Raw genomic sequence first — 26,453 nt, 5'->3', positions numbered from 1 at the left:
CTTCACTCTGGCAGTTCGACCAGCCCATCGACATCGGTCATCGCCCGTTCCAGCAAATCCGCCGGCAGACTCTTGCTCGCCCGCGCACCGAGCAGTTTGAGCTGTTCACTGCGGCTGACCAGGTTGCCGCGCCCTTCCGTGAGTTTGTTGCGCGCCGAACTGTAGGCCTTGTCCAGCTGTTGCAGGCGATTGCCGACTTCGTCCAGATCCTGAATGAACAGCACGAATTTGTCGTACAGCCAGCCGGCACGCTCGGCGATTTCCCGGGCGTTCTGGCTCTGCCGCTCCTGCTTCCAAAGGCTGTCGATCACCCGTAACGTCGCCAGCAAGGTGGTTGGGCTGACGATCACGATGTTGCGGTCGAACGCCTCCTGAAACAGCGTCGGCTCGGCTTGCAAAGCGGCGGAAAATGCCGCTTCGATCGGCACGAACAGCAACACGAAATCGAGGCTGTGCAGGCCTTCCAGACGCTTGTAATCCTTTCCGGCCAGGCCTTTGACGTGACTGCGCAGCGACAGCACGTGCTGCTTGATCGCGATCTGGCCGAGGGTGTCGTCTTCAGCGGCGACGTACTGCTGATACGCCGTGAGGCTGACCTTGGAGTCGACCACCACCTGCTTGTCGCCCGGCAGGTAAATGATCACGTCTGGCTGGAAGCGCTCGCCGTCCGGCCCCTTGAGGTTGACCTGGGTCTGGTACTCGCGGCCCTTCTCCAGACCCGCATGTTCCAGCACCCGTTCAAGGATCAATTCACCCCAGTTGCCTTGGGTCTTCTGGCCTTTGAGGGCGCGGGTCAGGTTGGTCGCTTCATCACTCAGGCGCAGGTTAAGCGCTTGCAGGCGCTCCAGTTCCTTGGCCAACGAGAAGCGTTCACGGGCTTCGGCCTGATAACTTTCCTCCACGCGCTTTTCGAAGGACTGGATGCGTTCTTTCAACGGATCGAGCAACTGGCCGAGGCGCTGTTGACTGGTCTCGGCAAAGCGCTGTTCACGCTCATCGAAGATCTTGCCGGCGAGCTCGGCGAACTGCGCCCGCAGCTCATCGCGCGAGCCTTGCAGGTCGTTGAGACGTTGTTGATGGCTTTCCTGTTGCTCGCGCAATTCGGCGCTCAGCGAAGCGGCCTGGGCGTCGAGACGACGCAATTCGGCCTCTTTATTGGCACGCTCGATGTTCCAGGCGTGGGAGGCGTCGCGGGCGTCATCACGCTCGATCTGCAGCAACTCGACTTCGCGGCGCAGAGCCGCCAACTCCGCCTGCCTGGCGGCATTGACTTGGCCGAGGTCGACGATTTCATCGCGGCTGGCCTCAAGCTGGGCATTGAGCCCGTCCTGCGCCAGTTGCGCCATGGCCAGGCGCTCTTCGAGCAAGGCGACCTCGGCTTGCCGGTCGCTGGCCCGCCGCTGCAGTTGCCAGGCCAGCGCCAGCAGCGGCAATCCCGCGCCCGCCAGACCCAGCAACACGCTGGTCAAGTCCATAGCCATAGCCACTCCTGCCGATCCGATAAAGCCTGAAGGTTAACCAAGGCGTGGGGCGTTGGACAGCTCAGTCTTCGAGCAGACCGAGTTCCCGTTGTGCACGACGGTCGCCGGCGCGAGCGGCCTGGCGCAGCAGATCCTGGCCGATGCGCCGATCCCGGGCATTGCCGCACTCGCGGCACATCAATTGGCCGAGGCGACTTTGCGCCGTGACTACGCCTTCGCGTGCCGGTTGCTTGAGCAGACGCCCCGCCAGATGCTTGGCATTACGGCTATCGCCCAGCCGCGGGCTGTCGAGCAGCCATTCGGCCACACGCACGGAAAATCGCTTGGGAGAGGTAACACGAGGGTGTTCGGAGGTAACAGAGTCTGATACTGAGCGAAACTTCATAAAACACTGTGGGACAGATCGGAAGGCGCGCCACTTTACTCTCTTTTTCGTACAGGTAAAGTCGAAAAAAACCCGGCACGCGCGTGCTAGAGCAAGCGCTAGGGACAATCCACAGAAGCTGTGGATAACTCAGTGGACAACCGCTCCCGAACTCGCGCAAAGCCTTGTGGAATGGGGCTCGCAGTCAAACTGACGATTTTTTCACCAACAAAAAAAGACGATATTTTTCATTGACTTAAACTTTTGATGCAGGCAGCCACCGGGGTCAGGATTGATATGACAGTGAGGTTACCGTCTGCGCAACTAATGTGCACAAGTACCTGTTACCCGGTTATATCGATGCGCTTTTTCGGGTCGTTTTGCACCCTGAGCAGTGGATAAGCGGGTTGGCGATGGGCATGGCTGCACGCTTTTGTGGCGACGGACGGCTTCTTCGCGAGCAGGCTCGCTCCCACATTCGGTCCCTGTTCTCCTGTGGGAGCGAGCTTGCTCGCGAAAGGGCCAGCCCTGTCACCCACGATCCGCGCCACCGACCGAAATCTTTTTTGCCGCAGGGTTTGCATTGCCCAGGACGTTCCGTTACTATCCGCGGCGTTAGTACCAAGCTGAAAGTCAATTCCGGTCGAACACATCCCCACGGTCAACCTTCTTCCCAGAAGCCCTTCACCGAAAAAAGCGGGAACGACCCCTCGATGGTTTCCAGGTAAATCTTGCGCCAGCACAGCCTTTGAATGAATGCAAAGGGTGCTGCGAAGACCACTTACTCTGACCGAACCAACCTGCAAATTGATCAGGATCTTCACCCCGGGCCCAGAACCTCTGCCCTCGATGTGTTGCCTGTCCTCCTAAGTACCTACCTGCCAGCCCAAGCGCGCCAACTTATTTAGCGCTTCAAACTGGCTGCTTTGTTCCAGTCGGGTTCTTTGCTCGACCAATGGTGGTCGACATTACTGGAACGTTTTAACGTTGCACGGTTCTTATCCGTGTCATTTGTAGGAACACCTAATAACTATGTCTACTCAAATCCAGACTCAGGATGCCATTCGCACCCTAACCAACGCTTTTGCCCCAATGAACTGCCTGATCATGGCCGCTCGCAAAGGCTGCTTCAGCTTCACCGTGGTTAATGAACACGGAATCGCCCGCCACAGCGAGCGCTTGTACCCCGATCAATACTCCAGCGCCGAACCGCTGCAGGCCATTATTGATCGTACGCGTCAGGCCTTGATTGCCTGAGGGCCGAAAAGGCTGAAAAAGCAAAAGCCCCGCACATAATGCGGGGCTTTTTATTGCCTGATGTTTCGCTTTTAGCTTTTGACGTCTAAGCACCATCGGATATAACGCGACTGACCCAGCGCCGGAAATATTTTAAAAACAGGCCTTTACGACGTGAATATGACACTACACTTCAACTCAAGCGGCTTGATCCGCTTCCGGCGAGCCTGAGTCGATCCACCGCTGCCAAGGCCCCTTCAGGTTTCGCCGCCCCATTACAAGAATCGAGGGCATTATGGGTATCGCTGCCAGCGAACTGTGTCGCTACGTGATCCGTCCCACATTGATTTATCTGGGACGTCACTGCGCAACCGCCGAATCCCTGCTGCTGGGAATCGCCGCCAGCCAGTCCGCCCTCGGCTCCGCCCTGCATGACCGCCGTGGCCACGGCCTCTACCGGATTGCCGAGCACCGCCACCAAGCCCTTTGGGATCACTACCTGGCACTGGATCCGGAGCGCGCGAGCCTTGTTCGCGGTCTCGCCAGCCAGCATGCTTTTCTTAGCGGCCCGCACCTGGAATTGACCGTCAATCTGCGTTACGCCACCGCCATCGCCTGGCTACTGGTAGAAGAACAACACCCCACCCTCCCCGCCCCGGGCGATCTGCTGGGCATGGCGCGAATCTGGCGTCAGACCTTCCAGCCGCAAGGCCGTCTGCGCGACTTCACCTGCGCCTGGCAAACGTGTGTTTCACCGGTGAATCAGGTCGCGTGTTGACTGGCGAGTTTTGAAAGATCGCTCAACAGGTCGCGAATCTGGTCGGATTGTCCTACAAAACCGCTCTAACTCAAGGCATAGGGACTATAGCGCTGGGACGAAAATGTTGGTAATTTTCGCCCCGGTGATCACCAGGAGTTCTAATAATGAAAAAAGTCATGCTCAAAACCACCCTTAGCCTCGCCGTTACCATGGCATCCACCCAGATCTTCGCAGCTGGCTTTGCCATCAACGAACACAGCATCAGCGGGATGGGTACTGGTTACGCTGGGCGATCCTCTTCTGCCGACGACGCAAGCACTGTTTATGGCAACCCTGCCGGCATGTCGCGCCTCACGCGCGAACAAGTCACCGGCGGTGTTGCATTCCTCGATGCCAAGACCGATATCAGCGACGCCAGCTCCAGCCCTAACGGCGGCAGCAACAAAGGCGACATGGTGCCCTTCACCTCCGTACCTATGGGCTTCTACGTCAAACCGATCGACGAGCATTGGGCATTCGGCCTCGGCGTTTACGTGCCGTTCGGCCTGATTACCGACTATGAAAAAGGCTTTGGCGGCCGTTACTTCGGCAGCAAGTCCGAAGTACAAGTCATCACTTTCCAGCCAACTGTCAGCTACAAGTTCAACGATGTGGTGTCGATCGGTTTCGGTCCGACCATCAACCGTATCGACGGTACGCTGGAATCCAACCTGTCGATCACCCAGGCCGCGCCGGACGGCAAGGTCAAGATCAAGGGTGACGACACCGCGCTGGGCTACAACATCGGCGTGCTGGTACAGGCCACCGACACCACGCGTCTGGGTCTGACCTACCACTCGAAAGTCGATTACAAGCTCGAAGGCAACACCAAGGTCAACTACGGCGTATTGGGCGCCGTCGGCCTAAGCGCCCAGCAGAAGTACGACGCTTCGCTGAAGATCACCACCCCTGAATCCGTGGACTTCTCGGTCACTCAGGCGATCAACGATCGCTGGAACGTTTATGCCGGTTCGACCTGGACCCGCTGGAGCCAGTTGAAGAAGATCACCGTTGAAAACTCCGGCGTCCAGCCGCTGCTGGCCGGCCAGTTCGGCGAGATCACTGAAGAGCAGAACTGGCACGACTCCTGGGCTTACGCCGTGGGTACTTCGTACCAGCTGAACAAGGAATGGGTACTGCGTACCGGTCTGACCTTCGACCAGTCGCCGACCAACAACGTCGACCGCTCGCCACGCATCCCTACTGGCGACCGCACAATCTTCAGCATCGGTGCCGGCTGGAGCCCGACCGAAGACCTGACCATCGACGTGGCTTACTCGTACCTGAAAGAAGAGTCGGTCAAGGTCCACAACCAGAACGATCGTGGCCAGACCTACGACGCCAAGTATGAAAACTCGGCAAACGGTTTCGGTGTTGGCGCTACCTACCGCTTCTGATGCTGCACGGCGAGGCTAAACCCTCGCCCACAGAAAAGCCCCGCTCTCTTTACAGAAAGCGGGGCTTTTTTGTGCCTGAGATTTACAACCTGTAGGAGCTGTCGAGTGAAACGAGGCTGCGATCTTTTGATCTTGTTTTTTAAGATCAAAAGATCGCAGCGTTCCGCAGCTCCTACAGGGTCATGGTTGCAGTGGTTTTGAAGCAATGGCCTTTTCAACTGCCGCGATAAACTCCGGATCATCCGGCTTGGTCAGGCTGGAGAAATTGGCAATCACCTTGCCCTGACGATCAATCACGTACTTGTAGAAATTCCACTTCGGCGCACTGCTCTGTTCGGCCAGCACCTTGAACAGGTGAGTCGCATCGTCGCCACGGACCTTCTGCGGCTCGGTCATGGTGAACGTCACGCCGTAGTTGGCGTAGCAGACCTTGGCGGTTTCGGCGCTGTCCTTGGACTCCTGCTTGAAGTCATTGGAGGGCACGCCGAGCATTTCCAGGCCTTGCGCCTTGTAATGCTGATTGAGCGCCTCGAGGCCCTCGAACTGGGGGGCGAAGCCACAGAAACTGGCGGTATTGACCACCACCAGCGGCTTGCCGGCGTAGCGCTGGCACAGATCGACGGATTCCTTGGCGCGCAACTTGGGCAACGAACCTTGCAGCGCCTCCGGGCAATCAGCCGCCTGGGCCAGTCCGGTCAACGCCATCAGCAACGCGGGTACAGCACACCAGCGCATGAGCATGTCGGGGCATCCTTTGAGCAGTCATCAGACTCCCGACGTTACTCGCCCTCCAAGCCTACAAGCAAGCGCCCAAGCCCAACTGCATCAACGCTAGGCCGCCCTGATGCCAGCCCCACCACACCAGCGCCAGCAACAGCGCGCCGAGTGCGGTAAAGGCGATACGCGGCCAGGAACGCTTCATACGGCGCCGACCGCCGGCTGCAGACGCGCCACCGGACGCTCGCGTACCGGCCAGTTCAGCGCGGCCGCCAGCAGACTCAAGAGAATCGCCACTTGCCAGATCAAGTCATAACTCCCGGTACGGTCATACACCACCCCACCCAGCCAGCCGCCGAGGAACGAGCCAAGCTGATGAAAGAGGAACACGATACCGCCGAGCATGGACAGATTGCGCACGCCAAACAAGGTCGCCACCGTGCCGTTGGTCAATGGCACCGTCGACAGCCACAGGAAACCCATGGCCATGCCGAACAGGTACGCCGACGTCGTCGTCACCGGCAGCCACAGGAACAGCACGATCACCACCGCACGCAGCAGGTACAACGCCGTCAGCAGACGCGGCTTGGACATGCGTCCGCCGAGCCAGCCAGCGGTATAAGTGCCAAAGATATTGAACAGACCGATCAGCGCCAGCACCGTGGTGCCGACGGTTGCCGGCAGATGTTGATCAACCAGATAGGCCGGCAGATGCACACCGATGAACACCACCTGAAAGCCGCAGACGAAAAAGCCGAATGCCAACAGCCAGAACCCCGAGTGCGAGCAGGCTTCGCGCAGCGCTTCGGACAAGCTCTGCTCATGGCCCAGCACCGGCAGCGGCGTGTCCTTGAGCATGCTCACCAACGGCACAATCAGCGCCACCAGCAAACCGAGTACCAACAGCGCCGCCGACCAGCCGAGCCAGCCGATCAAACCCAGCGTGCCCGGCAACATCGCAAACTGGCCGAACGAACCGGCAGCACTGGCGATGCCCATGCCCATGCTGCGTTTTTCCGGCGGCACCGCACGACCGACCACGCCGAGAATCACCGAGAACGACGTACCGGACAGACCGATACCGATCAACAGACCGGCACTCAGCGACAGGGTCAGCGCCGAATCGGACAGCCCCATGCACACCAGGCCCGCGGCATACAGCACGCCGCCGACCAGCACCACTTTCGCCGCCCCGAAACGGTCAGCCAGGGCGCCAGTGAACGGCTGCGCCAGACCCCAGATCAGGTTCTGCAGGGCGATGGCGAAGGCAAACACTTCGCGCCCCCAGCCGAACTGCGCACTCATCGGCGACAGGAACAGACCGAAGCCGTGCCGCACGCCCAATGACAACGCCAGAATCAGCGCACTTCCCAGCAACACCCAACCGCACGTACGCCACATCGATGTCATTGTTATTCTCCGTTCGCGGGTATATACCCGCTTAAATCCGGAAAAACCGGCCCTCAGGCCAGTTCATCCAACAGTCGCAGCAAGGTTTCACGCTTCTCGGCGCCCAGGCGATCGATCAATCGCTGTTGCGCCGCTTCCCAGGCCGGCAGCGCCGCCGCGAGGCGTTGTGCACCGGTTTCGGTGAGCCGGACGATGCGATTGCGCATGTCCTCGCCCTCGGCCAGCGCCACCAAGCCCTCGCCTTCCAGCACCCGCAGGTTGCGCCCCAGGGTGCTGCGATCCAGGCCCATGGCTTCGGCCAGTTCCGAGATGCTCGGTTGATCCAGACGCTGCAGATTGCACAGCAAAGAATACTGGGCAACGTTGATCCCGAAGCCGTCGAGAGCGCCGTCGTAATGCCTGCTGACGCCACGAGCGGCGCGACGCAGGTTGGTGCACAAACACTGAGAAGGAAGCATGATGCGTGTATATACCCGCGACTGTGTTAAATCAAGTTGCACATGAGTTTATCAATAAGGATTGTGGCGTCTGACACATCCCCATCGCTGGCAAGCCAGCTCCCACAGTTTTTTGCAAGTGTTCAAAAAATCTGCAAACGCCTCAATACTTGTGGGAGCTGGCTTGCCAGCGATGAGGTCCGAACAGGCAACAGACACCTGTCAGACCAACACCACCCCAACCAGCACCGCCATCTCCAGCAATTCCAGCAACGCCCCGGCCGTATCGCCCGTGGTCCCGCCCAACCGCCGCATCATCACCTGCCGCAGCCAGACAAACCCGACGAACGCGACAACCAGCGCAACAATCGCTTTCACCCCGGTAATCAGCAAGCAGGCCAGCGCACTCGCCCCCAGCACCCACCAACCGGCCCTGCGCGGCAAATGATCAGCCAACGCCTGCCCCAGACCTCCCGCGCGCACATAAGGCGTGGTCAGAAACAGCCCCAGCAACGCCGCGCGCCCCAGCAGCGGCACGATGATCAACATCACCGCGTGCCCTTGCTCGACCAGCGCCAGCAACGCGCAAAACTTCAGCAGCAACACCAACACCAGCGTCACCACGGCAATCGGCCCGCTGCGCGGATCCTTCATGATCGTCAGCGTGCGCTCGCGATCACCGAAACCACCAAGCCAGGCATCAGCGCTGTCAGCCAGACCATCCAGATGCAGCGCGCCGCTGAGCAGCACCCACACCGCCAGCAACAGCGCCGCATGCAACAACAACGGCGCGCCGGCCAATACCAGGTTGAATGCCCAGAGGATCACCCCGAACAGCAACCCCACCAGCGGATAAAACAACAGCGAACGCCCGAGCTGTTGCGGCTCCGGCATCCCCGGCAGACGAATCGGCAGGCTGCTGAGAAATTGCAGGGCGATCCACAGTGGCAGCATCTCAGTGACCTTCCTTGAGCGAACCATCGGCCTCGACGCTGAGCGCGAACAGCGAAGCATGCGCGACTTCGACATTGAGCAACTGCTCACGTGGCAAACCTCGCGCCTGCGCCAGCAACAGACGCATCACGCCGCCATGACTGATCAACAAAACGCGTTCACCGGTATAGGCCTGATGCAAACGCGCAACCGCGCCCAGCACGCGCGCCGCAAAATCACTGACCGGCTCACCCTGCGGCGGCGTGAAAGCATACGGATCGGCCCAGAACAACCCCAGCGCCTCGGCATCGGTCTCCATCAGTGCCGCTGCGCTCTGCCCTTCCCAGGCACCGAAATGCAGTTCCTGCAGGTCCTTGTCCAACTGCACCGGCAGATTCAGTTGCTCGCCCAGCTCTGCAGCGAACCGCGCGCAACGCTGCAGCGGCGAACTGATCAAGCGATCCCACGGCCCGCCCGCGATCACCGCCGCACGCATCTGCGCCCAACCCTTTTCCGTGAGCGCATCATCGAGGCTACCGCGCAGCCCACCGCCCAGTTCAGTCTCACCGTGGCGCAGCAGGTCCAGACGCAACGTCATGCCGGACGATCCGCCACCGCCGCTTCGGCGAACGTCGCCATCTGCCCGTGCAGGTCGCAGGCCAGACGCAACAGCGGCACAGCCAACGCCGCCCCGCTGCCCTCGCCCAGACGCAAACCGAGTTCCAGCAGCGGTTCGGCATTGAGGGTTTCCAGCACATGACGATGGCCCGGCTCGGCGCCCCGGTGGCCGAACAGCAGCCACTCGCGGCAGGCTGGATTCAGTCGCACCGCGACCAACGCAGCGACCGTGCAGATAAAGCCGTCGACCAGCACCGCCACGCCTTCCTGCGCACAAGCCAGGTACGCGCCGACCAGTGCGGCGATTTCAAACCCGCCGAGGTTGAACAGGGTTTGCAGCGCATCGCCACGTTGCGCCGCGTGCAGCGCCAGTGCGCGCTCGATCACTTGTGCTTTATGGCTGACGCCCTCGGCATTCAACCCCGTGCCGGGACCGGTCAGGTGCGCCACCGGGCAATCGAGCAAGGCACACGCCAGTGCACTGGCGGCAGTGGTGTTGCCGATGCCCATTTCGCCACCGATGAACAACTGTGCGCCCGCCGCTTTGGCGCGCAGCACGCTGTCACGACCGGCCTGTAAGGCGAGTTCGCCCTGCGCTTGGGTCATCGCCGCGCCTTTGGCGAAATTCGCCGTGCCCGGGCCGATGTTCAGATGACGCACGCCCGGCAGATTCAACGTAGGTGTCACGGTGCCCAGATCGACCACTTCCAGTTGCGCATCGAGCTGGCGCGCCAGCACGCTGATCGCCGCACCGCCGCTGACGAAGTTGAGCAGCATCTGCCCGGTGACCTCCTGCGGGAAGGCGGAAACACCTTCCGCGACCACCCCGTGATCACCAGCAAAAATCGCGATCCAGACCTGCTTGAGGGTCGGCTTGATCTGCCCCTGCAATCCGGCCAGCTGCACCGCCACGCTTTCGAGGCGACCGAGGGAGCCGGCCGGTTTGGTCAGTTGCTGTTGGCGCGCCGCCGCGTGTTCAACGATCTCGGTATTTACGGATTGGCACGGGTTCAACCACCACGCTTGAGTCATAACGCAGGTCCTTTCAGGGTCAGGGGCAGGCCGGCGACAGTCAGGACGACTCGCTGACAACGCTCGGCCAGAGCTTGATGCAGCCAACCGGCTTCATCGACGTAGCGGCGAGTCAATTCGCCCAGCGGCACGACACCCATTCCGGTCTCGTTGCTGACAAAAATGATTTCTCCCGGCAATGACGCCAGGCAGTCCAGCAGAGCTTCACGTTCGGCGGCGAGACGCGCGGCGTCATCGAGCATCAGCAGATTGGTCAGCCACAGGGTCAGGCAGTCCACCAGCAGGCAACGCTCGCCGCCGGCGTTTTCACGCAGGACACGGGCCAGCGCTATGGGTTCTTCGATCAGCGCCCATTCGGCCGGACGCCGGGCGCGGTGATGGGCGACGCGGGCGTTCATTTCACCGTCCAGCGGCTGGCTGGTGGCGATGTAAGTGACCGCCAGCTGGCTGTCGCTGGCGAGTTTTTCCGCGAGGCGACTTTTGCCGGAGCGGGCGCCGCCGAGGATCAGTTGGTGCATGGGGACATCCTGAAAATTAAGTGTTGAGGCAACCGGCCTCTTCGCGGGCAAGCCCGCTCCCACAGTGATCGCAGTGGCTGAAACACCTCACTCCCCTGTGGAGGATGGAGATGTCCTGTCATTTATGTATTGAGGCAACCNAAAGTGGGAGCGAGCCTGCTCGCGAAGAGGCCGTAACAGCCAGCCTAAATCCCGCAGAGCTGACGCAGCAGCCCGGTATCCAGATGCTGCTCCACCAGATCCGCCAGCCGCTCGATATCGCGCTCGCGCAGACCGTGGTAATCCACCTCCTGCACAGCGCTCAACCCGGCCCAGCGCAGCAACGCGGCACTGGCTTGCGGTGATTCGAACAAGCCATGCAGGTAGGTGCCGAACACCTGCCCGTCCAGACTCTGCGCGCCATCGCAACGACCATCCTCCAGATGCACCGCCGCGTTCTCCAGCGCCGGGCCTACCGTTACCCCGGCATGAATTTCATAGCCACTGACCTCGGCGTTTTCCAGCGCCAGATGCCCACGGACATTGCGCAACTGCTTCTCGGCTTCCAGCGTGGTTTCGAACGCCAGCAAACCGAGGCCGGCACTGGAGCCCGGCGCGCCTTCCAGGCCCAGCGGATCGTGCACCTGCTCACCGAGCATTTGCAGACCGCCGCAGATCCCCAGCAACTTGCCGCCATAGCGCAAGTGCCGATTGATCGCCGCGTCCCAGCCATTGGCACGTAAATAGGCAAGATCGCTGCGCACGCTTTTCGAGCCGGGCAGGATGATCAGATCGGCGGCAGGGATCGCCTGCCCCGGGCCGATGAATTGCAGATCGACCTGCGGATGCAAACGCAGCGGATCGAAGTCGGTGTGATTGCTGATACGCGGCAGCACCGGCACCACCACTTTCAGCACTTGCTCGGCCTTGTCGGTCTGGCGCTGGTCGATGCCGTCCTCAGCCTCCAGATGCAGATCCATCACGTACGGCAGCACACCGATAACCGGTTTGCCGGTGCGCTGTTCCAGCCAGTCGAGGCCCGGTTGCAGCAAGGCGATGTCACCGCGAAAGCGGTTGATGATGAAGCCCTTGACCCGCGCCTGCTCGCTCGGCGACAGCAGCTCCAGCGTGCCGACCAGATGCGCAAACACCCCGCCGCGATTGATGTCGGCGATCAGCAGCACCGGGCAATCCACCGCTTCGGCGAAGCCCATGTTGGCGATGTCCCCGGCACGCAGGTTGATCTCGGCCGGCGAGCCGGCGCCTTCGACCATCACCAGCGGATACGCCGCGCTCAGCCGCTCGTGCGACGCGAGCACCGCTTGCATGGCGATGGCTTTGTAGTCGTGATACGCCACCGCATTCATGCTGGTGACCGCGCGGCCATGGATGATCACCTGCGCGCCGGTGTCGCTGTTGGGCTTGAGCAACACCGGGTTCATGTCGGTATGCGGTTCAAGATGCGCGGCTTGCGCCTGCACCGCTTGCGCCCGGCCGATCTCGCCGCCGTCGGCGGTCACCGCGCTGTTGAGCGCCATGTTCTGCGGTTTGAACGGCACCACCGCCACGCCCTGACGGGTGGCCCAGCGACACAGCGCCGTCACTAGCGTGCTTTTACCGGCGTCGGAGGTGGTGCCTTGCACCATCACGGTGGTCATTTCGATTCCTTGGCAAAGGCTTGCAGCGCCTGTTCGAGGCGCGCTTCTTCAGCGGCGTTGGCCGGCAGGCCAAAACGCAAACTGCTGTTGTGGGTGAAGATGCGCAGAAGGATCCCGCGTCGGGCCATGAACTCGTGTAGCGCTTGCGCGTGCTCGGTGACCAGCCACTGAAACAACGCACAACCACCGTGGGGTTTGAAACCATAGCGCTCCAGCAGCAGCGCCAGACGCTCACTGGCCTCATCGCTGCGAATACGTTGCCGAGTGTGCGCTTCGGTGTCCTGCAAACAGGCCTGACCGAGCACCCGCGTCGGCCCGCTCACCGCCCACGGCCCGACCTGTTCGGCGAGCAACCTGAGCAACTTGCGCTCGGCCAGCACAAACCCCAGACGCACCCCGGCCAGACCGAAAAACTTGCCGAACGAGCGCAAGACGATCAGGCCAACTTGATGGGTGTGCGAGGCCAGGCTCAGCTGCGGCGTGTTATCCATGAACGCTTCATCGACCACCAGCCAGCCGCCGCGCTGGGCCAGCCGCGCATGCCAGTCGAGCAGCCGCGCCGGGGTCAGGCTCAGGCCAGTGGGATTGTTCGGATTGACCACCACCAGCACGTCGAGGCTGTCGAGAAAGAATTCCACTTCCTGCTCCAGCACTTCGCGCACGATATAACCACTGCGACGCCAGGCTTCGGCGTGCTCGGCATAACACGGCGACAACACACCGACCTTGCCGGCGCGGCGCAAACGCGGCAGCAGCTGGATCGCCATTTGCGAACCGGCCACCGGCAGCACCTGCGAAGCACCGTAGTAATCACACGCGGCCTGCTCCAGCCCGTCGTCGGTTTCCGGCAAGCGTGCCCAGGCGCGCAACGGAATCTGCGGCACCGCAAACGGCCACGGCGCAAGCCCGCTGGACAGGTCGAGCCAGTTGGCCTCGGCAATCCCGTAATCGAGTGCAGCCTTGCGCAGCCGGCCACCGTGCTCAAGCATAGAATTCAGCCCCCACGCAGAGAATCAGCAGCCATAACCATACCCCGCGCTGGACCAATTGCCAGCCGCGATCAATCGAATCGGCATCCGCCGGCGCACCTTCGCCCAGTTGCGGACGCTCATGCAGCTCACCGTGATAAATCGCCGGTCCGCCCAGTTCGACGCCTAACGCACCGGCGCCAGCCGCCATTACCGGACCGGCGTTGGGGCTGTCCCATTGCGGGCCCTGGCTGCGCCAGCATTTCCAGGCGAGCCGGGTGTTGCCCAGCAGTGCGTAGGTCAGCGCCACCAGTCGGGCCGGAATGTAGTTGAGCACGTCGTCGATTTTTGCCGCGCACCAGCCGAAGCGCTCGAAGCGTTCGTTGCGATAGCCCCACATCGCGTCGAGCGTATTGCTCAGGCGATAGAGCACCACCCCCGGCGCACCGGCCACGACAAACCAGAACAGCGCGGCGAACACCGCGTCACTGCCGTTTTCCAGCACCGATTCAGTGGCGGCGCGGGCGACGGCGGTGCTGTCCAGTTCGCTGGTCTGACGGCTGACCAGATAACCGACGCGTTTGCGTGCTTCTTCCAGATCATCGGCGCGCAAGGCGGCAGCTACCGGCGCGACATGCTCACCGAGGCTGCGCATGCCGAGGGCGCAATACAGCGCCAGAATCTCGACGATCCAGCCGACGTACGGCGCCCAGGAAAACGCGGTCGCGAGCAAGGTCAGCGGCAGCACCGCGATCACCCACGCGGTGACCCCGTGACTGCGCCAGCCACGTCCGCCCGCATTGAAACGGCGCTCGACGCGCCCGGCAAAATTGCCGAACGCCACCAGCGGATGCCAGCGTTTCGGTTCACCCAGCAGCGCATCCAGCGCGACTGCGGCGACACTCAACAACGCCACACTCATTGACTCACTCCCCAATAATTTTCGTACAGCAACTCATTGAGCGGCCGCGCCTGCGCCCACCCTTCGAGTACCAGCATCGGCGCCGGATAGAATGCCTTGACCGGCCCCAGGCACAACACCGCCAATGGCTTGGCCCCGGCCGGCAGCTGCAGCAGATCGGCCAGCGCCTGCGGTTCGAACAGCGACACCCAGCCCATGCCCAGCCCCTCGGCACGGGACGCCAGCCACAGATTCTGAATCGCGCAGGACAGCGAGGCCATGTCCATTTCCGGCAGCGTACGACGGCCGAAAATGTGCTTTTCGCGATCATCCATCAGCGCCGCGACCAGCACTTCGGCGCAGTCGTTGATGCCTTCAACCTTGAGCTTCATGAACTCGTCACTGCGCTCGCCGAGGGCTTCGGCGGTACGCACGCGCTCTTCTTCGACGAGGTTCTGGATCTGCCCGCGCAGGGCGCGATCGCTGATGCGGATGAAGCGCCATGGCTGCATCAGACCGACGCTGGGCGCCTGATGCGCGGCTTCGAGCAGACGGCGCAGCAGCTCCGGCTCGACCGTGCCGCCGGTGAAGTGGCGCATGTCGCGGCGTTCGGCGATGGCTCGGTAGACGGCTGCGCGTTCGGCCTCGGAATAGGCGTTGTCGGTCATGGCCCCATCGCTGGCAAGCCAGCTNGGGGATCGCGTTTCTTCAGGCATGACACCGGCCACTGTGGGAGCTGGCTTGCCAGCGATGGCGGCCTTGAGATCTGGCGCAAACAATGCGGCAATCGCAGTCGGGTTCGACGGAAAGTAAAAATGCACGTACGACGCCGTCATCCGCCCCTCCCGATAAACCGCCTCCGCCCCGCGCCCGCCATTCGGGCTGATGCCCCGGGCAATCGGCGTCAGCTCGGTGCTGGTCAGGGAATGGTGATAGGTGTGCCCACGCAGCGAGCCCTCCGGCAAATCCACCGCTTGCAGTGCCAGTGCCGCCAGACGTTTTTGCATCACTGCCTCACCGCGCAGCAGCCCGACCAGTTCGGCGCGGGTGCCTTCGACATCGGTCAACGCGTCGAGCAGATAGAGCATGCCGCCGCACTCGGCAAGCAGTGGTTTGCCGGCGGCGTGGTGCGCGCGAATCGCATCCAGCATCGCGGTGTTTCGCGCCAGCGAGACATGGTGCAATTCCGGGTAACCACCGGGCAAATACAGACTGTCGGCGTCGGGCAATTGGGTATCGCGGATCGGCGAAAAGAAACTCAACTCGGCGCCCATCGCCCGCAGCAGATCGAGGCTGGCACCGTAGGTGAAGGCAAAGGCTTCGTCACGAGCGACGGCAATGCGCACGCCGTCGAGCAGCGGCTCAGCAGGGATCACTTCAGGCGCGGCGAACTCCACGGCCGGTGGCAGCGCTACCTCGCAACTGCTGGCCAACGCTTGGGCGGCCGCGTCGAGACGCAGGTCCAGATCATTCAGTTCGCTGGCTTGCACCAGACCGAGATGGCGGCTCGGCAACTCGATCCCGGTTTCCCGCGACAGCGCGCCGTACCAACGCAGACCTTCGGTGAGGCTGCCTTCGAGCAATTGCGCATGACGCAAAGTGCCGACGCGGTTGGCCAGCACCCCGGCAAACGGCAGGTCCGGCTGATAGCGCGCCAACCCCAGCGCCAGTGCACCAAAGGTCTGGGCCATGGCGGTGCCATCGATCACACCAAGCACCGGCACGCCGAAATGCCGCGCCAGATCAGCACTGGACGGCGTGCCGTCGAACAGGCCCATCACGCCTTCGATCAGGATCAGATCGGCTTCGGCGGCGGCTTCCCACAACAGGCGGCGGCTTTCCTGCTCGCCGACCATCCACATGTCCATTTGATACACCGGCGCACCGCTGGCGCGCTCGAGAATCATCGGGTCGAGGAAGTCCGGGCCGCACTTGAACACGCGCACCTTGCGCCCCTGATTGCGATGCAAGCGAGCGAGCGCGGCGGTGACGGTGGTCTTGCCCTGACCGGAGGCCGGGGCGGCAATCAGCACCGCCGGGCAGTGACGTGGTTGATTCAAAGTTCGACGCCTTTCTGCGCTTTGATGCCGGCCTGGAAGGCGTGCTTGAGCATACCCATTTCGGTGACGGTGTCGCCCATCTCGATCATTTCCGGTTTGGCCGCGCGGCCGGTGACGATCACGTGCTGCATCGGCGGACGCGCCTGCAGGTCGCTGAGCACTCGATCCAGATCGAGGTAGCCGTGTTTCAGGGCAATGTTCAGTTCATCCAGCACCACCAGGCCGATCGACGGATCGCGCAGCAGCTCGCGGGACACTGCCCACGCAGCTTCGGCGGCGGCGATGTCACGCTGGCGGTCCTGGGTTTCCCAGGTGAAACCCTCGCCCATTACGTGAAAACGCACTTGCTCGGGGAAGCGGCGGAAAAACAGTTCTTCGCCAGTGCTGTTGCGGCCCTTGATGAACTGCACCACACCGCACTGCATGCCGTGGCCCATGGCACGGGCAAGCATGCCGAACGCCGAGCTGCTTTTGCCTTTGCCATTGCCGGTCAACACCAGCACCAGGCCGCACTCGTCGGGCGAATTGGCGATGCGTTCGTCGATCACGGCTTTTTTGCGCTGCATACGCGCCAGATGGCGTTCGTCGCGCTCGGGGGAATCGGTCATGGGGGAGCTCTCCGTTGAGGCTGGATAACGGCGGGCAGGCACAAGAACAGACGGCAAAAAGCCTGGCATCGCCCACCGTGATGCCGCTGGATGGATCAGGCCGGTCTCCGGGCTCATGAGCGGCGAATCGCCTGACTGCGCGCCTTCCCGCGTCGGTCGACACAGTGGCTCAATGCGCAGTTTTCACTCATTTACCGTTGCGGGGGCAGCGCCGGGATCGTGATCGTCTTTCACCTGAAGACAACCCTCACCGGCTTCCCTGTTTCACTCTGTCGACACGCGTCACAGAGCACCTGAAACAAGCCGCGAAGGTTAGAGGGTTGGGGATGGAGCGTCAATTAAAGAGGGGGCCGTCGGGCGAATAACTGCCGCCGATCAATTATCTGACGCCAATCTTGTGCCACACTGAGACAAGTGATATCAAAGAGCCATGCTTTTGATTGAAAAAGCACACCACAACAATAAGGATGATGACGATGCAAGGCATGATCATCAGCAACCCGCGCCTGGAATTCCTGCGCCCGGTGCTTGAACGCTGGTTTGACTGTATTGACCGTTACAACGCGGTACGCGGTGACAACGACACACCCTACTGGCATGACGAGAAAGCCAATCTCGGCTTGCTCTCCGCTGCGGCATGGATGGCCGAGTTGGTTACCCTCTGCGATACCACCACCCGCAAGCAGAACGAGGATGGCGAGCGCAATGCCCGCGCCGACCTGTTCATCGCCGGGGCCGAAGACCGCGCCTACCTTCAGGCCACCCAGCGCTGGCCGCGGGTCAACAACCTCAACCTGACTCAGGCCCTGCTGGACATCACCAGCGATGCCAAACGCATCAGCTTCGCCAGTGACCTCAAACTCGGCTGTCTGTTCGTCGCCCCGCAGAAGGCCCAGCACAGTGCCAGCCCCGAAGAACTGCAGGACATGGTCGACGACCTGCAAAAGGAACACTGCTGCGCCGTGGCCTGGTATTTCCCCTACGCCTACCGCAAGTTGCGCAGCGAAGCGGGCAACTATCATCCGGGCATCGCCGTGCTGTTCAAAGAGGCCCGCGGTTGAGCGGTTGAACCATCGGGTGCGCAAGCTCCTCTATGATTAAGCATGCATTCATAGGGAAGATCAGCAATGCGCAAAACCCGACTCGCTCTCGTCATCGCTCTCGCCGGAGGGCTCGCCGCCTGCGGTGAATCCTCCAGCCTGCAGGTTTCCGACGGCACCGGTCCGTCACCGAAACTGCCTGAACCGAACAAAACCCTGATCCCGACGGTGAACATCGCCCCAGCGGTCGGCTGGCCTGCAGGTGGCAAACCGACCGCCGCAGCCGGTACGCAAGTGGCTGCATTTGCCGAAGGCCTCGATCACCCACGCTGGCTCTACGTGCTGCCCAACGGTGACGTATTGGTGGCGGAAACCAACGCGCCGCCCAAGCCGGATGACAGCAGTGGTATTCGCGGCTGGGTGATGAAGAAAGTCATGGGCAAAGCCGGTGCCGGCGTGCCAAGCCCGAACCGCATCACCTTGTTGCGCGACGCCGATCACGACGGCGTGGCCGAGACCCGCACGGTGTTTCTTCAAAATCTCAATTCGCCGTTTGGCATGACCCTGGTCGGTAACGATTTGTACGTCGCTGACACCGATCGCCTGCTGCGCTTTCACTACGAATTCGGCGCGACCGAGATCAAGACCCAGCCGATCAAAGTCACCGATCTGCCTGGCGGTACGCTGAACCATCACTGGACCAAGAACGTCATCGCCAGCAAGGACGGCAGCAAGCTGTATGTCACCGTCGGCTCGAACAGCAACGTCGGCGAGAATGGTCTGGATAAAGAGGAAGGTCGCGCCGCGATCTGGGAAGTGGATCGCGCCACCGGCAATCACCGGATCTTCGCCTCGGGCATTCGTAACCCCAACGGTCTGGCGTGGGAACCCACCACAGGCGCGCTGTGGACAGCAGTCAACGAACGTGACGAAATCGGCAGCGACCTGGTGCCGGACTACATCACCTCGGTCAAGGACGGTGGCTTCTATGGCTGGCCTTTCAGCTATTACGGCCAGCACGTGGATGTGCGGGTGAAGCCGCAGAATCTGGATCTGGTGGCCAAGGCCATCGCTCCGGACTACGCCGTCGGCCCGCACACTGCCTCGCTGGGCCTGACCTTCGCCGAAGGCAACAGCCTGCCGGCGCAGTTCAAGGAAGGCGCGTTCATCGGTCAACACGGCTCGTGGAACCGCAAACCGCACAGTGGCTATAAGGTGATTTTCGTACCATTCGCCGCCGGCAAGCCGAACGGAGCACCGGTGGATGTGCTGACCGGTTTCCTCGACAAGGACGAGAACGCTTTGGGCCGCCCGGTAGGCGTGGCAATCGACCAGCAAGGTGGTTTGCTGGTGGCGGATGATGTGGGGAACAAGGTTTGGCGGGTTTCGTCCGCCAAGTAACTTTTGCCTGACCTGAAACAACTGTGGGAGCGAGCCTGCTCGCGAATGCGTAGTGTCAGCCTCCATTGGGTTGACTGATACACCGCTTTCGCGAGCAGGCTCGCTCCCACATTGGAATGGCTGCTATTTTTACTACGGGTTATGCGCCAGATGCTCCGGCTGCAACACCCGCTTGGCACTCAGATACGCCTTCTGCCAATACGCCTTCGACAGGCTGTCCAGCTTCACTGTGCCGCCGGTTGCTGGCGCATGCACGAAGCGACCTTCCCCCACGTAGATCCCCGCATGGCTGACCTGAGAGCCGCCGTTGGTGGCGAAGAAGATCAGGTCGCCGGTCTGCAACCCTTCCTTGCCCACATTCGGCGCCTGCATCACGATCATCTCGCGGGTGGAGCGCGGCAGGGAGATGCCGGCGGCATCGCGGTAGACGAAACCTATCAGACCGCTGCAATCAAACCCGGAGTCTGGCGTGTTGCCGCCCCAGCGATAGGGCGTGCCAACCAGGCCCAGCGCGCGAAACAGCACGTCTTCAGCAGCGGGCGAAAAAGCTTGGGAGGGCCCGAACACCACCGGAGCGCGTACCACGGGCGCAGGCGGCGGGGTGCGGCTGGCGCAGGCGCTGAGCAGCGCTGCGAAGAAAATCAATGTGAGGCGGGCCGACATCGTCATAAGCAGAACATCCTGATCTGGCTGCGGCTTTCTCTGCCGAATGGACAGAAACAAAACCGCCTGCGGAGCACGCAGGCGGTTTGCCATCAATATAGATACAGGATTCTAGCGGCTACGCGGCAAACTTCAAGTAAGACTTTAACTTCACCTTGTAAAGTCTAGGTCTACTCCCTTGCCGGGCACCGTTCTTGTCGCCACGGACGTGGCGACAACGGGGGAATTACTTGCGAGCGGTGACCACGGTCGGAGCCATCGCGAGCGCGCGTTTGGCTTCGATGAAGGTCTTGCTCCAGTAGCTGTCACCCAGGCTGTCGATGCGAACACCGCCGCTGCGACGACTGCTGGAGTGGATGAACTGATTGTCACCCAGGTAGATCCCGGCGTGGCTTACACGACCGCGACGACCGTTGGTGGCGAAGAACAGCAGATCGCCCGGCTCAAGGTTGCCGCGCGAGACCAGAGGCGCATCCACGTTGATCATTTCACGGGTGGAGCGCGGCAGATTCATGCCGGCCTCTTCGCGGAACAGGTAACCGATGAAACCGCTGCAGTCGAAACCGGCTTCAGAGGTGCCGCCGAAACGGTAACGGGTACCGATCAGGGACATGCCGCGTTCAAGGATACTGTCGGCCAGAACCGGGAGCTCGTACGGCTTCTTGTTGAAGTCCGAGAGTTCTTTTTCGGTGTCCAGCTCTTCCTGGTAAGTAACGGAAGACTGGGCAGTGGCAGAATTTTTAACCTGCTGAGGCTGCTCTTGAACTGGAGAATGAGCAGCGCAACCGAACAACAGGGTGACGAGTGCGAGAGGCACGAGGGGTGCGAAGCGATTTAGCATGGGCACGACCGTGGCTGAAGTTGTAAAGAAGCCGAGACTATGCCCGCTATCGGCCTCATTTGCAAATTCAATCGATCTTTTTGTGACTTCCCGGTTTCTCGTTTACATCTAAGCGCTTAAGCCCATTTGACTCGATACGCGGTCTGCATACGTTGCGGAAACGCGGATTTTCTGGCGCCTGAAATATGTCGAAACGTGCTGAAAGCCTCGTATTTCAAGGGCTGACTACCAACCGAGGGTCTCTTTCAGGAACGGAATTGTCAGCTTGCGTTGCGCCTGCAACGAGGCCTGATCCAGCTGTTCGAGCAGGTCGAACAGTGCACTCATGCTGCGGGTGCCGCGGGTCAGAATAAAGTGTCCGACTTCATCGGTCAGGTGCAGGCCGCGACGCGAAGCACGCAATTGCAGGGCACGCAATTTGTCTTCATCGGAAAGCGGGCGCATCTGGAAGATCAGCGCCAGCGTCAGGCGCGATTTGAGGTCAGCCAGTTTCACCGGCAGCTCGCGTGGCGAGGTTGAAGCGGCAATCAGCAAACGCCGACCGCTGTCACGCAAGCGGTTGAACAGATGAAACATCGCCTCTTCCCAGTCCGGCTTGCCGGCAATCACCTGCAAGTCATCCAGGCAGACCAGTTCGTACTGCTCAAGGTTGTCGAGGATTTCGATACCGCGATCCATCAATTCGGCCAGCGGCAGGTACACCGCCGGCTCACCCATCTGCTCAAAGCGCAGGCAAGCCGCCTGCAACAGATGCGTACGCCCTACCCCGTGCTTGCCCCACAGGTAGATCAGGCTTTCGGTCCAACCGGCGTCGGCTTCGCATAGGCGCTCGACATAGCCGAGTGCAGCGGCATTGGCGCCTGGGTAGTAGTTGATGAAGGTGGCGTCGTCACGCAGACGCACACCTAGGGGCAGCTGAATCGGTTTCATGCTGACTGAACAGTTCTCAAGGAACCGTTAGTGGCCTCTGTGTAATGTTTGCGAAGTTTATACCCGTGAAGCTGAGCGCACAATGCGACAGACCCCAAGCAAAATCAAAGGTTTGCGTTAACACGCTGGTTTTATGACAGTTTCTCTGACGCGGTATCGAACGAACCCGCCGCAAAACCCGGGCCAACCCGGCACAATGCCGGGCCGCCCGTGATCGGATTACAACTCGGGCTCATCGGTCCCGCTGTAAATATCCGAGTCCTTGTACAAATCGTGCACGTGACGCACCAGCACCATGATCACCGCCGCCACCGGCAATGCCAGCAGCACACCGGTAAAGCCGAACAGCTCGCCGCCGGCCAGAATCGCGAAAATCACCGCCACCGGATGCAGACCGATCCGGTCACCCACCAGCAAAGGCGTCAGCACCATGCCTTCGAGCGCCTGCCCGACCATGAACACCGCCACGATTCCGATCATCGGATACAGATCACCACCGAACTGGAACAAGCCGGCAATCAGCGCCGCGCCAATGCCGATGACAAAGCCCATGTACGGCACGATGGCCGCCAGACCGGCGATCAGGCCGATCAACAGCCCCAGTTCCAGCCCAACGATCATCAGACCCGCTGCGTAAATCACGCCCAGCGCCAGCATCACCAGCAACTGCCCGCGCACGAACGCGCCGAGCACCTCGTGGCACTCACCCGCGAGCGAGACGATGGTTTCTTCACGGTCACGGGGCAGCAGGCTGCGGATCTTGGCCATCATCACATCCCAGTCACGCAGCAGGTAGAAACTCACCACCGGAATCAACACCAGATTCGCCAGCCAGCCGATCAGCGCCAGGCTTGAAGCCGTGGCCTGACTCAGCACCACACCGACGATGTCAGTGGTTTGCCCCATGTGTTCACTGATTGCAGCCTTGACCTTGTCGAACTTCCAGAAACCGTCCGACAGGCCCAGTTTCGACTGCGCCCACGGCAGCGCCGTGTGCTGCAGCCAATCGAGCATCTGCGGTGCCAGTTCGTACAAGCGCAACAACTGCTTGGCGAGCATCGGTACCAACACCAGCAACAACGTGGTGACAATCAGGGTGAACAAGGCAAACACCGCGATCACGCCCCAGGTGCGGGACAGTCCGAGTCGTTCAAGGCGATCCACCAGCGGATCGAACAGGTACGCCAGCAGCAGCGCCACCAGAAACGGCGTGAGGATCGGGTGCAGCAACCAGACAAACGCGCAAAGCAGGACCACCCCACCGAGCCAGAACCAACGCCGCGTATCGGCCATGTATCACTCCTGCTTCTATATAAGGAAAGACTTACCAGCGAAACCGCAACGACGATGCCGCAGGGGCCGGCGCGGCAACCGGCGCTGCACCGACAACAGCCGGTTGTGGCGCCGGCACGGGCGCCGGCGCTTCAGCCGGCAGCTCCTGCAACTTCGCTAACGACAACTGCGCGCGCAACTGATCGGCACTGCCGTTGACCCGATACACGATGCGATCACCATCGACACTTTGCAGACGCACACCAAACGGTTCGAGTAACCGCAGCAGTGTGGCGTAATGCTCAAGATTCATGCCCTGCACTTCCAGGGTCTGTTGGCCCGAAGCACCAGGCTTGGCGACAAATCGCGGCGCCAGACGCTCCGCTACCGCCAGCATTACCGCATCGGCCACGCCAGCCTGATCGGCACCCTGCACGCTGCCGGCCTCTTTCTGATCGCCCAGCCACAGATGCCACTTGGCCTGCCACTGCCCACCCTCTTCGTGCGCATGCACCGCCAGCAAGGCATCCGCACCGTAACGCTCCGAAGCGCCGCGCAATGGTGCGGGATCGGTGCCATCCAGCACTGGCGCGGTGGCCACCAGTTGCTCACTCAAATCAGCCAGCGGCAAACGCAAGGGCAAACCACGATGCTGAGCCGCCGCACGCAGTGGTGCCGCCGCTGCCTGACCGTCACCGACCAGGCTCGAACCTTCAGTCGAATCGTTCAGCCACCAACTCAGGATCGACGGCCGGCTCGCGCCCCACAACGACAATCCCGCACGACGCAGCGCCTGCTCAGTGGTGGCCGGGTCGAAATCGACTTTCAGCACTTCCGGTGGCCCGGCATCAAAACCGAACTGACTGATGATCTGCTGCGGGTCTTTGCGAATCGTCGCCAGTCCTGGATTCTGCACAGCCTTCGGGTCGCCGGTCAGGCGCAATACGAGCGTATCCAGCGCCGCCTGCGTGGCGCGATCGCGCTCTTCCGGCGCCTGGCTGCTGACCGGCTGACGCACTTGATAGAGACCTCTGAGGTTTTCGGCATGACTCGCCAGGCTGACCACGGACAAAAAACCCACAACCAACAATTTACAAAAACGCATGGAAAATTCCCGTCGACAGGAGCGGCTGGAACAGGCCGCGTGAACCGGTTAAGCAAGGCTGTGACAATCTGCCATCGCAAAACATTCACACGGCGGCGGTAAGTTTTTGCACAGGGATAACGATAGACGGTTAATCGGTACACCTTATACAGGCAGCCACCCGGCACAATTGCAAAAAATTTCCGCTGATTATGCCCCTGCCCGTCGGCGCGAGGATGGCCGCTGCCCCTCAAGCCTGATAAAATCGCGCGCCTTCGCAGACCGGCAACAGCCGGGCACCCCGAAATTCGCGTAAGGCCATCGCCCTCTCGATTTCGATGTTCCCGCTGAACTCGGTCGTTACCCCTGAATCCCCTCCCCTAAAGGCCTGGATCATGAGCAAGCAACCCTCCCTGAGCTACAAGGACGCCGGTGTAGACATCGACGCCGGTGAAGCATTGGTCGAACGCATCAAGAGCGTCGCCAAGCGCACTGCGCGCCCGGAAGTCATGGGCGGCCTGGGCGGTTTCGGCGCCCTCTGCGAGATCCCGGCCGGCTACAAGCAGCCTGTGCTGGTTTCCGGCACCGATGGCGTTGGCACCAAGCTGCGCCTGGCGCTGAACCTGAACAAGCACGACAGCATCGGCCAGGACCTGGTCGCCATGTGCGTCAACGATCTGGTGGTGTGCGGCGCAGAACCGCTGTTCTTCCTCGACTACTACGCCACCGGCAAGCTGAACGTCGACGTAGCTGCCACCGTGGTCACCGGTATCGGTGCAGGCTGCGAACTGGCTGGCTGCTCTCTGGTTGGCGGCGAAACCGCTGAAATGCCTGGCATGTACGAAGGCGAAGACTACGACCTGGCCGGCTTCTGCGTCGGTGTCGTGGAAAAAGCCGACATCATCGACGGTTCGAAAGTGGCCACCGGTGACGCGCTGATCGCCCTGCCATCGTCCGGCCCGCACTCCAACGGCTACTCGCTGATCCGCAAGATCATCGAAGTGTCCGGCGCCGACATCGAAACCGTTCAGCTCGACGGCAAACCGCTGACCGACCTGCTGATGGCCCCGACCCGCATCTACGTGAAGCCGCTGCTCAAGCTGATCAAGGACACCGGCGCAGTCAAGGCCATGGCCCACATCACCGGTGGCGGTCTGCTGGACAACATCCCGCGCGTTCTGCCAAAAGGCGCTCAGGCCGTGGTTGACGTGGCCAGCTGGACTCGCCCGGCGGTCTTCGACTGGCTGCAAGAGAAAGGCAACGTTGACGAGACCGAGATGCACCGCGTACTGAACTGCGGCGTTGGCATGGTCATCTGCGTGGCTCAGGAGCACGTTGAAGTGACCCTGAACACCCTGCGTGATGCCGGCGAGCAGCCTTGGGTCATCGGCCAGATCGCTGCCGCTGCCGAAGGCGCTGCTCAAGTCGAGCTGAAAAACCTCAAGGCTCACTGATGTCCCAGACCTGTGATGTCGTGGTGCTGTTGTCCGGCACCGGCAGTAACTTGCAGGCTCTGATCGACAGCACGCGGACCGGCGACAGCCCGGTCCGCATCGCCGCGGTGATTTCCAACCGCGCCGACGCCTACGGCCTGCAACGCGCCAGTGACGCGGGTATCGCCACCCGCTCGCTGGATCACAAGGCCTTCGAAGGTCGCGAGGCCTTCGATGCAGCCCTGATCGAACTGATCGACGAATTCAAACCGAAACTCGTGGTGCTGGCCGGCTTCATGCGCATTCTCAGCGCTGATTTCGTGCGCCACTACCAGGGTCGTCTGCTCAATATCCACCCGTCGCTGCTGCCCAAATACAAAGGGTTACACACTCATCAGCGCGCGCTCGAGGCCGGCGACGCGGAACACGGCTGCTCCGTGCACTTCGTCACCGAGGAACTCGATGGTGGACCACTGGTCGTACAGGCAGTAATACCGGTAGAGTTGCACGACACGCCGCAGACACTTGCGCAGCGAGTGCATGTCCAGGAACACCTGATCTACCCGATGGCTGTACGCTGGTTTGCCGAAGGCCGACTGGCACTCGGTGAGCAAGGTGCTTTACTGGATGGCCAGTTACTCGCGGCCAGCGGCCACTTGATTCGACACTAGGA

27 protein-coding genes, 1 pseudogene and 1 riboswitch are annotated in these 26,453 nt (G+C 61.4%); of the genes and pseudogenes, 7 read left to right on the top strand and 21 right to left on the bottom strand.

The genetic code is table 11. From position 1 onward, the window contains the following. Positions 1-2: 2 nt before the first annotated feature. Entirely contained in the window at positions 3-1,367 is a 1,365-nt protein-coding gene (gene rmuC / locus ACTJKS_RS21860) for a DNA recombination protein RmuC (RefSeq protein ID WP_198759074.1), read from the bottom strand. A 175-nt stretch (positions 1,368-1,542) separates the two neighbouring features. Further along, entirely contained in the window at positions 1,543-1,866 is a 324-nt protein-coding gene (locus tag ACTJKS_RS21855; RefSeq protein WP_080963253.1) for a sel1 repeat family protein, read from the bottom strand. Positions 1,867-2,877: 1,011 nt separating this feature from the next. Here ACTJKS_RS21855 and ACTJKS_RS21850 point away from each other — a divergent pair. The 3 genes from ACTJKS_RS21850 to ACTJKS_RS21840 all read left to right on the top strand — a co-directional run bounded on the left by ACTJKS_RS21850 (position 2,878) and on the right by ACTJKS_RS21840 (position 5,277). Further along, on the top strand, positions 2,878-3,102 hold the full coding sequence (locus ACTJKS_RS21850) for a hypothetical protein (protein ID WP_007962908.1): 225 nt from the start codon (positions 2,878-2,880) through the stop codon (positions 3,100-3,102). Between the two features lie 274 nt (positions 3,103-3,376). After that, positions 3,377-3,859, top strand: coding sequence for a hypothetical protein (locus ACTJKS_RS21845; RefSeq protein WP_108182096.1), 483 nt, complete (start codon positions 3,377-3,379; stop codon positions 3,857-3,859). Positions 3,860-4,005: 146 nt separating this feature from the next. Beyond that, on the top strand, positions 4,006-5,277 hold the full coding sequence (locus ACTJKS_RS21840) for an OmpP1/FadL family transporter (RefSeq protein WP_198759057.1): 1,272 nt from the start codon (positions 4,006-4,008) through the stop codon (positions 5,275-5,277). Between the two features lie 180 nt (positions 5,278-5,457). Here ACTJKS_RS21840 and ACTJKS_RS21835 read toward each other — a convergent pair whose 3' ends face one another. The 14 genes and pseudogenes from ACTJKS_RS21835 to cobO all read right to left on the bottom strand — a co-directional run bounded on the left by ACTJKS_RS21835 (position 5,458) and on the right by cobO (position 17,116). Beyond that, positions 5,458-6,018 carry a glutathione peroxidase gene (locus tag ACTJKS_RS21835; RefSeq protein ID WP_041074325.1) on the bottom strand — a complete coding sequence of 187 codons (561 nt, stop codon included), beginning with the start codon at positions 6,016-6,018 and terminating at the stop codon, positions 5,458-5,460. Between the two features lie 55 nt (positions 6,019-6,073). Next, the gene (locus ACTJKS_RS21830; RefSeq protein ID WP_256588587.1) at positions 6,074-6,199 is read right to left on the bottom strand and encodes a hypothetical protein; all 126 of its coding nucleotides are present in this window, start codon (positions 6,197-6,199) and stop codon (positions 6,074-6,076) included. Continuing rightward, on the bottom strand, positions 6,196-7,404 hold the full coding sequence (locus ACTJKS_RS21825; RefSeq protein ID WP_262948062.1) for an MFS transporter: 1,209 nt from the start codon (positions 7,402-7,404) through the stop codon (positions 6,196-6,198). Before ACTJKS_RS21825 ends, ACTJKS_RS21830 begins: the two co-directional genes overlap by 4 nt. Positions 7,405-7,457: 53 nt before the next feature. Next, positions 7,458-7,862, bottom strand: a complete 405-nt coding sequence (locus ACTJKS_RS21820; RefSeq protein WP_007950413.1) for a MarR family winged helix-turn-helix transcriptional regulator — start codon at positions 7,860-7,862, stop codon at positions 7,458-7,460. A 201-nt stretch (positions 7,863-8,063) separates the two neighbouring features. Beyond that, positions 8,064-8,795: an adenosylcobinamide-GDP ribazoletransferase gene (locus tag ACTJKS_RS21815; RefSeq protein ID WP_108182092.1), complete on the bottom strand. Its 732-nt coding sequence runs from the start codon at positions 8,793-8,795 to the stop codon at positions 8,064-8,066. A 1-nt stretch (position 8,796) separates the two neighbouring features. Continuing rightward, positions 8,797-9,372 carry an alpha-ribazole phosphatase family protein gene (gene cobC / locus ACTJKS_RS21810; RefSeq protein WP_108182091.1) on the bottom strand — a complete coding sequence of 192 codons (576 nt, stop codon included), beginning with the start codon at positions 9,370-9,372 and terminating at the stop codon, positions 8,797-8,799. Beyond that, entirely contained in the window at positions 9,369-10,424 is a 1,056-nt protein-coding gene (cobT, locus tag ACTJKS_RS21805) for a nicotinate-nucleotide--dimethylbenzimidazole phosphoribosyltransferase (protein ID WP_108182090.1), read from the bottom strand. Before cobT ends, cobC begins: the two co-directional genes overlap by 4 nt. After that, positions 10,421-10,942 carry a bifunctional adenosylcobinamide kinase/adenosylcobinamide-phosphate guanylyltransferase gene (gene cobU, locus ACTJKS_RS21800; protein WP_108182089.1) on the bottom strand — a complete coding sequence of 174 codons (522 nt, stop codon included), beginning with the start codon at positions 10,940-10,942 and terminating at the stop codon, positions 10,421-10,423. The genes cobT and cobU overlap by 4 nt, the downstream gene beginning before the upstream one ends. Before the next feature lie 185 nt (positions 10,943-11,127). Further along, a complete protein-coding gene (locus tag ACTJKS_RS21795) occupies positions 11,128-12,579 on the bottom strand; it encodes a cobyric acid synthase (RefSeq protein ID WP_108182088.1) in 1,452 nt (483 codons plus the stop codon). Further along, positions 12,576-13,568, bottom strand: a complete 993-nt coding sequence (cobD, locus tag ACTJKS_RS21790) for a threonine-phosphate decarboxylase CobD (protein WP_108182087.1) — start codon at positions 13,566-13,568, stop codon at positions 12,576-12,578. Before cobD ends, ACTJKS_RS21795 begins: the two co-directional genes overlap by 4 nt. Beyond that, on the bottom strand, positions 13,561-14,469 hold the full coding sequence (gene cbiB, locus ACTJKS_RS21785; RefSeq protein WP_108182086.1) for an adenosylcobinamide-phosphate synthase CbiB: 909 nt from the start codon (positions 14,467-14,469) through the stop codon (positions 13,561-13,563). The genes cobD and cbiB overlap by 8 nt, the downstream gene beginning before the upstream one ends. Further along, complete coding sequence (gene bluB, locus ACTJKS_RS21780; protein ID WP_086794931.1) at positions 14,466-15,116, bottom strand: 5,6-dimethylbenzimidazole synthase; 651 nt, start codon at positions 15,114-15,116, stop codon at positions 14,466-14,468. The genes cbiB and bluB overlap by 4 nt, the downstream gene beginning before the upstream one ends. Continuing rightward, positions 15,113-16,508: pseudogene (locus tag ACTJKS_RS21775) on the bottom strand (cobyrinate a,c-diamide synthase). Before ACTJKS_RS21775 ends, bluB begins: the two are co-directional and overlap by 4 nt. Then, positions 16,505-17,116 carry a cob(I)yrinic acid a,c-diamide adenosyltransferase gene (cobO, locus tag ACTJKS_RS21770; protein ID WP_041074346.1) on the bottom strand — a complete coding sequence of 204 codons (612 nt, stop codon included), beginning with the start codon at positions 17,114-17,116 and terminating at the stop codon, positions 16,505-16,507. Before cobO ends, ACTJKS_RS21775 begins: the two are co-directional and overlap by 4 nt. Before the next feature lie 81 nt (positions 17,117-17,197). Continuing rightward, positions 17,198-17,428, bottom strand: a riboswitch (cobalamin riboswitch). Positions 17,429-17,592: 164 nt separating this feature from the next. On the opposite strand from cobO, the gene ACTJKS_RS21765 reads away from it, so the two are divergent. Together ACTJKS_RS21765 and ACTJKS_RS21760 are read left to right on the top strand one after the other, a co-directional pair. Continuing rightward, complete coding sequence (locus ACTJKS_RS21765; RefSeq protein WP_041074348.1) at positions 17,593-18,177, top strand: hypothetical protein; 585 nt, start codon at positions 17,593-17,595, stop codon at positions 18,175-18,177. Positions 18,178-18,243: 66 nt separating this feature from the next. Continuing rightward, positions 18,244-19,557: a PQQ-dependent sugar dehydrogenase gene (locus ACTJKS_RS21760; protein WP_108182084.1), complete on the top strand. Its 1,314-nt coding sequence runs from the start codon at positions 18,244-18,246 to the stop codon at positions 19,555-19,557. A 132-nt stretch (positions 19,558-19,689) separates the two neighbouring features. On the opposite strand, the gene ACTJKS_RS21755 is transcribed toward ACTJKS_RS21760, so the two are convergent. The 5 genes from ACTJKS_RS21755 to ACTJKS_RS21735 all read right to left on the bottom strand — a co-directional run bounded on the left by ACTJKS_RS21755 (position 19,690) and on the right by ACTJKS_RS21735 (position 24,368). Then, the gene (locus tag ACTJKS_RS21755; protein ID WP_034156233.1) at positions 19,690-20,226 is read right to left on the bottom strand and encodes a C40 family peptidase; all 537 of its coding nucleotides are present in this window, start codon (positions 20,224-20,226) and stop codon (positions 19,690-19,692) included. 220 nt (positions 20,227-20,446) lie between these two features. Further along, a complete protein-coding gene (locus ACTJKS_RS21750; protein ID WP_108182083.1) occupies positions 20,447-21,061 on the bottom strand; it encodes a C40 family peptidase in 615 nt (204 codons plus the stop codon). Positions 21,062-21,286: 225 nt separating this feature from the next. Further along, positions 21,287-21,991, bottom strand: a complete 705-nt coding sequence (gene hda / locus ACTJKS_RS21745; protein ID WP_025111852.1) for a DnaA regulatory inactivator Hda — start codon at positions 21,989-21,991, stop codon at positions 21,287-21,289. Positions 21,992-22,210: 219 nt separating this feature from the next. Then, positions 22,211-23,284, bottom strand: coding sequence for an AI-2E family transporter (locus tag ACTJKS_RS21740; protein WP_041074356.1), 1,074 nt, complete (start codon positions 23,282-23,284; stop codon positions 22,211-22,213). A gap of 31 nt (positions 23,285-23,315) precedes the next feature. Beyond that, on the bottom strand, positions 23,316-24,368 hold the full coding sequence (locus ACTJKS_RS21735) for a DUF2066 domain-containing protein (protein ID WP_108182082.1): 1,053 nt from the start codon (positions 24,366-24,368) through the stop codon (positions 23,316-23,318). Positions 24,369-24,742: 374 nt separating this feature from the next. Here ACTJKS_RS21735 and purM point away from each other — a divergent pair, with 374 nt between their 5' ends. After that, the gene (purM, locus tag ACTJKS_RS21730; protein WP_041074359.1) at positions 24,743-25,801 is read left to right on the top strand and encodes a phosphoribosylformylglycinamidine cyclo-ligase; all 1,059 of its coding nucleotides are present in this window, start codon (positions 24,743-24,745) and stop codon (positions 25,799-25,801) included. After that, a complete protein-coding gene (gene purN, locus ACTJKS_RS21725; protein WP_041074361.1) occupies positions 25,801-26,451 on the top strand; it encodes a phosphoribosylglycinamide formyltransferase in 651 nt (216 codons plus the stop codon). Before purM ends, purN begins: the two co-directional genes overlap by 1 nt. Positions 26,452-26,453: the final 2 nt, after the last annotated feature.

This window comes from Pseudomonas sp. 22189, from assembly GCF_052045635.1.
GTDB classification, from domain to species: domain Bacteria; phylum Pseudomonadota; class Gammaproteobacteria; order Pseudomonadales; family Pseudomonadaceae; genus Aquipseudomonas; species Aquipseudomonas parakoreensis.
The sequence above is the reverse complement of the archived record's forward strand: the minus strand, read 5'-3'. Positions and strand labels throughout refer to the sequence as shown.

What these genes read in the sequence shown, in the direction of transcription:
- ACTJKS_RS21855 (WP_080963253.1), bottom strand. Translation starts at nt 1,866, where the DNA reads ATGAAGTTTCGCTCAGTATCAGACTCTGTTACCTCCGAACACCCTCGT.
- ACTJKS_RS21850 (WP_007962908.1), top strand. Translation starts at nt 2,878, where the DNA reads ATGTCTACTCAAATCCAGACTCAGGATGCCATTCGCACCCTAACCAAC.
- ACTJKS_RS21845 (WP_108182096.1), top strand. Translation starts at nt 3,377, where the DNA reads ATGGGTATCGCTGCCAGCGAACTGTGTCGCTACGTGATCCGTCCCACA.
- ACTJKS_RS21840 (WP_198759057.1), top strand. Translation starts at nt 4,006, where the DNA reads ATGAAAAAAGTCATGCTCAAAACCACCCTTAGCCTCGCCGTTACCATG.
- ACTJKS_RS21835 (WP_041074325.1), bottom strand. Translation starts at nt 6,018, where the DNA reads ATGCTCATGCGCTGGTGTGCTGTACCCGCGTTGCTGATGGCGTTGACC.
- ACTJKS_RS21830 (WP_256588587.1), bottom strand. Translation starts at nt 6,199, where the DNA reads ATGAAGCGTTCCTGGCCGCGTATCGCCTTTACCGCACTCGGCGCGCTG.
- ACTJKS_RS21825 (WP_262948062.1), bottom strand. Translation starts at nt 7,404, where the DNA reads ATGACATCGATGTGGCGTACGTGCGGTTGGGTGTTGCTGGGAAGTGCG.
- ACTJKS_RS21820 (WP_007950413.1), bottom strand. Translation starts at nt 7,862, where the DNA reads ATGCTTCCTTCTCAGTGTTTGTGCACCAACCTGCGTCGCGCCGCTCGT.
- ACTJKS_RS21815 (WP_108182092.1), bottom strand. Translation starts at nt 8,795, where the DNA reads ATGCTGCCACTGTGGATCGCCCTGCAATTTCTCAGCAGCCTGCCGATT.
- cobC (WP_108182091.1), bottom strand. Translation starts at nt 9,372, where the DNA reads ATGACGTTGCGTCTGGACCTGCTGCGCCACGGTGAGACTGAACTGGGC.
- cobT (WP_108182090.1), bottom strand. Translation starts at nt 10,424, where the DNA reads ATGACTCAAGCGTGGTGGTTGAACCCGTGCCAATCCGTAAATACCGAG.
- cobU (WP_108182089.1), bottom strand. Translation starts at nt 10,942, where the DNA reads ATGCACCAACTGATCCTCGGCGGCGCCCGCTCCGGCAAAAGTCGCCTC.
- ACTJKS_RS21795 (WP_108182088.1), bottom strand. Translation starts at nt 12,579, where the DNA reads ATGACCACCGTGATGGTGCAAGGCACCACCTCCGACGCCGGTAAAAGC.
- cobD (WP_108182087.1), bottom strand. Translation starts at nt 13,568, where the DNA reads ATGCTTGAGCACGGTGGCCGGCTGCGCAAGGCTGCACTCGATTACGGG.
- cbiB (WP_108182086.1), bottom strand. Translation starts at nt 14,469, where the DNA reads ATGAGTGTGGCGTTGTTGAGTGTCGCCGCAGTCGCGCTGGATGCGCTG.
- bluB (WP_086794931.1), bottom strand. Translation starts at nt 15,116, where the DNA reads ATGACCGACAACGCCTATTCCGAGGCCGAACGCGCAGCCGTCTACCGA.
- cobO (WP_041074346.1), bottom strand. Translation starts at nt 17,116, where the DNA reads ATGACCGATTCCCCCGAGCGCGACGAACGCCATCTGGCGCGTATGCAG.
- ACTJKS_RS21765 (WP_041074348.1), top strand. Translation starts at nt 17,593, where the DNA reads ATGCAAGGCATGATCATCAGCAACCCGCGCCTGGAATTCCTGCGCCCG.
- ACTJKS_RS21760 (WP_108182084.1), top strand. Translation starts at nt 18,244, where the DNA reads ATGCGCAAAACCCGACTCGCTCTCGTCATCGCTCTCGCCGGAGGGCTC.
- ACTJKS_RS21755 (WP_034156233.1), bottom strand. Translation starts at nt 20,226, where the DNA reads ATGACGATGTCGGCCCGCCTCACATTGATTTTCTTCGCAGCGCTGCTC.
- ACTJKS_RS21750 (WP_108182083.1), bottom strand. Translation starts at nt 21,061, where the DNA reads ATGCTAAATCGCTTCGCACCCCTCGTGCCTCTCGCACTCGTCACCCTG.
- hda (WP_025111852.1), bottom strand. Translation starts at nt 21,991, where the DNA reads ATGAAACCGATTCAGCTGCCCCTAGGTGTGCGTCTGCGTGACGACGCC.
- ACTJKS_RS21740 (WP_041074356.1), bottom strand. Translation starts at nt 23,284, where the DNA reads ATGGCCGATACGCGGCGTTGGTTCTGGCTCGGTGGGGTGGTCCTGCTT.
- ACTJKS_RS21735 (WP_108182082.1), bottom strand. Translation starts at nt 24,368, where the DNA reads ATGCGTTTTTGTAAATTGTTGGTTGTGGGTTTTTTGTCCGTGGTCAGC.
- purM (WP_041074359.1), top strand. Translation starts at nt 24,743, where the DNA reads ATGAGCAAGCAACCCTCCCTGAGCTACAAGGACGCCGGTGTAGACATC.
- purN (WP_041074361.1), top strand. Translation starts at nt 25,801, where the DNA reads ATGTCCCAGACCTGTGATGTCGTGGTGCTGTTGTCCGGCACCGGCAGT.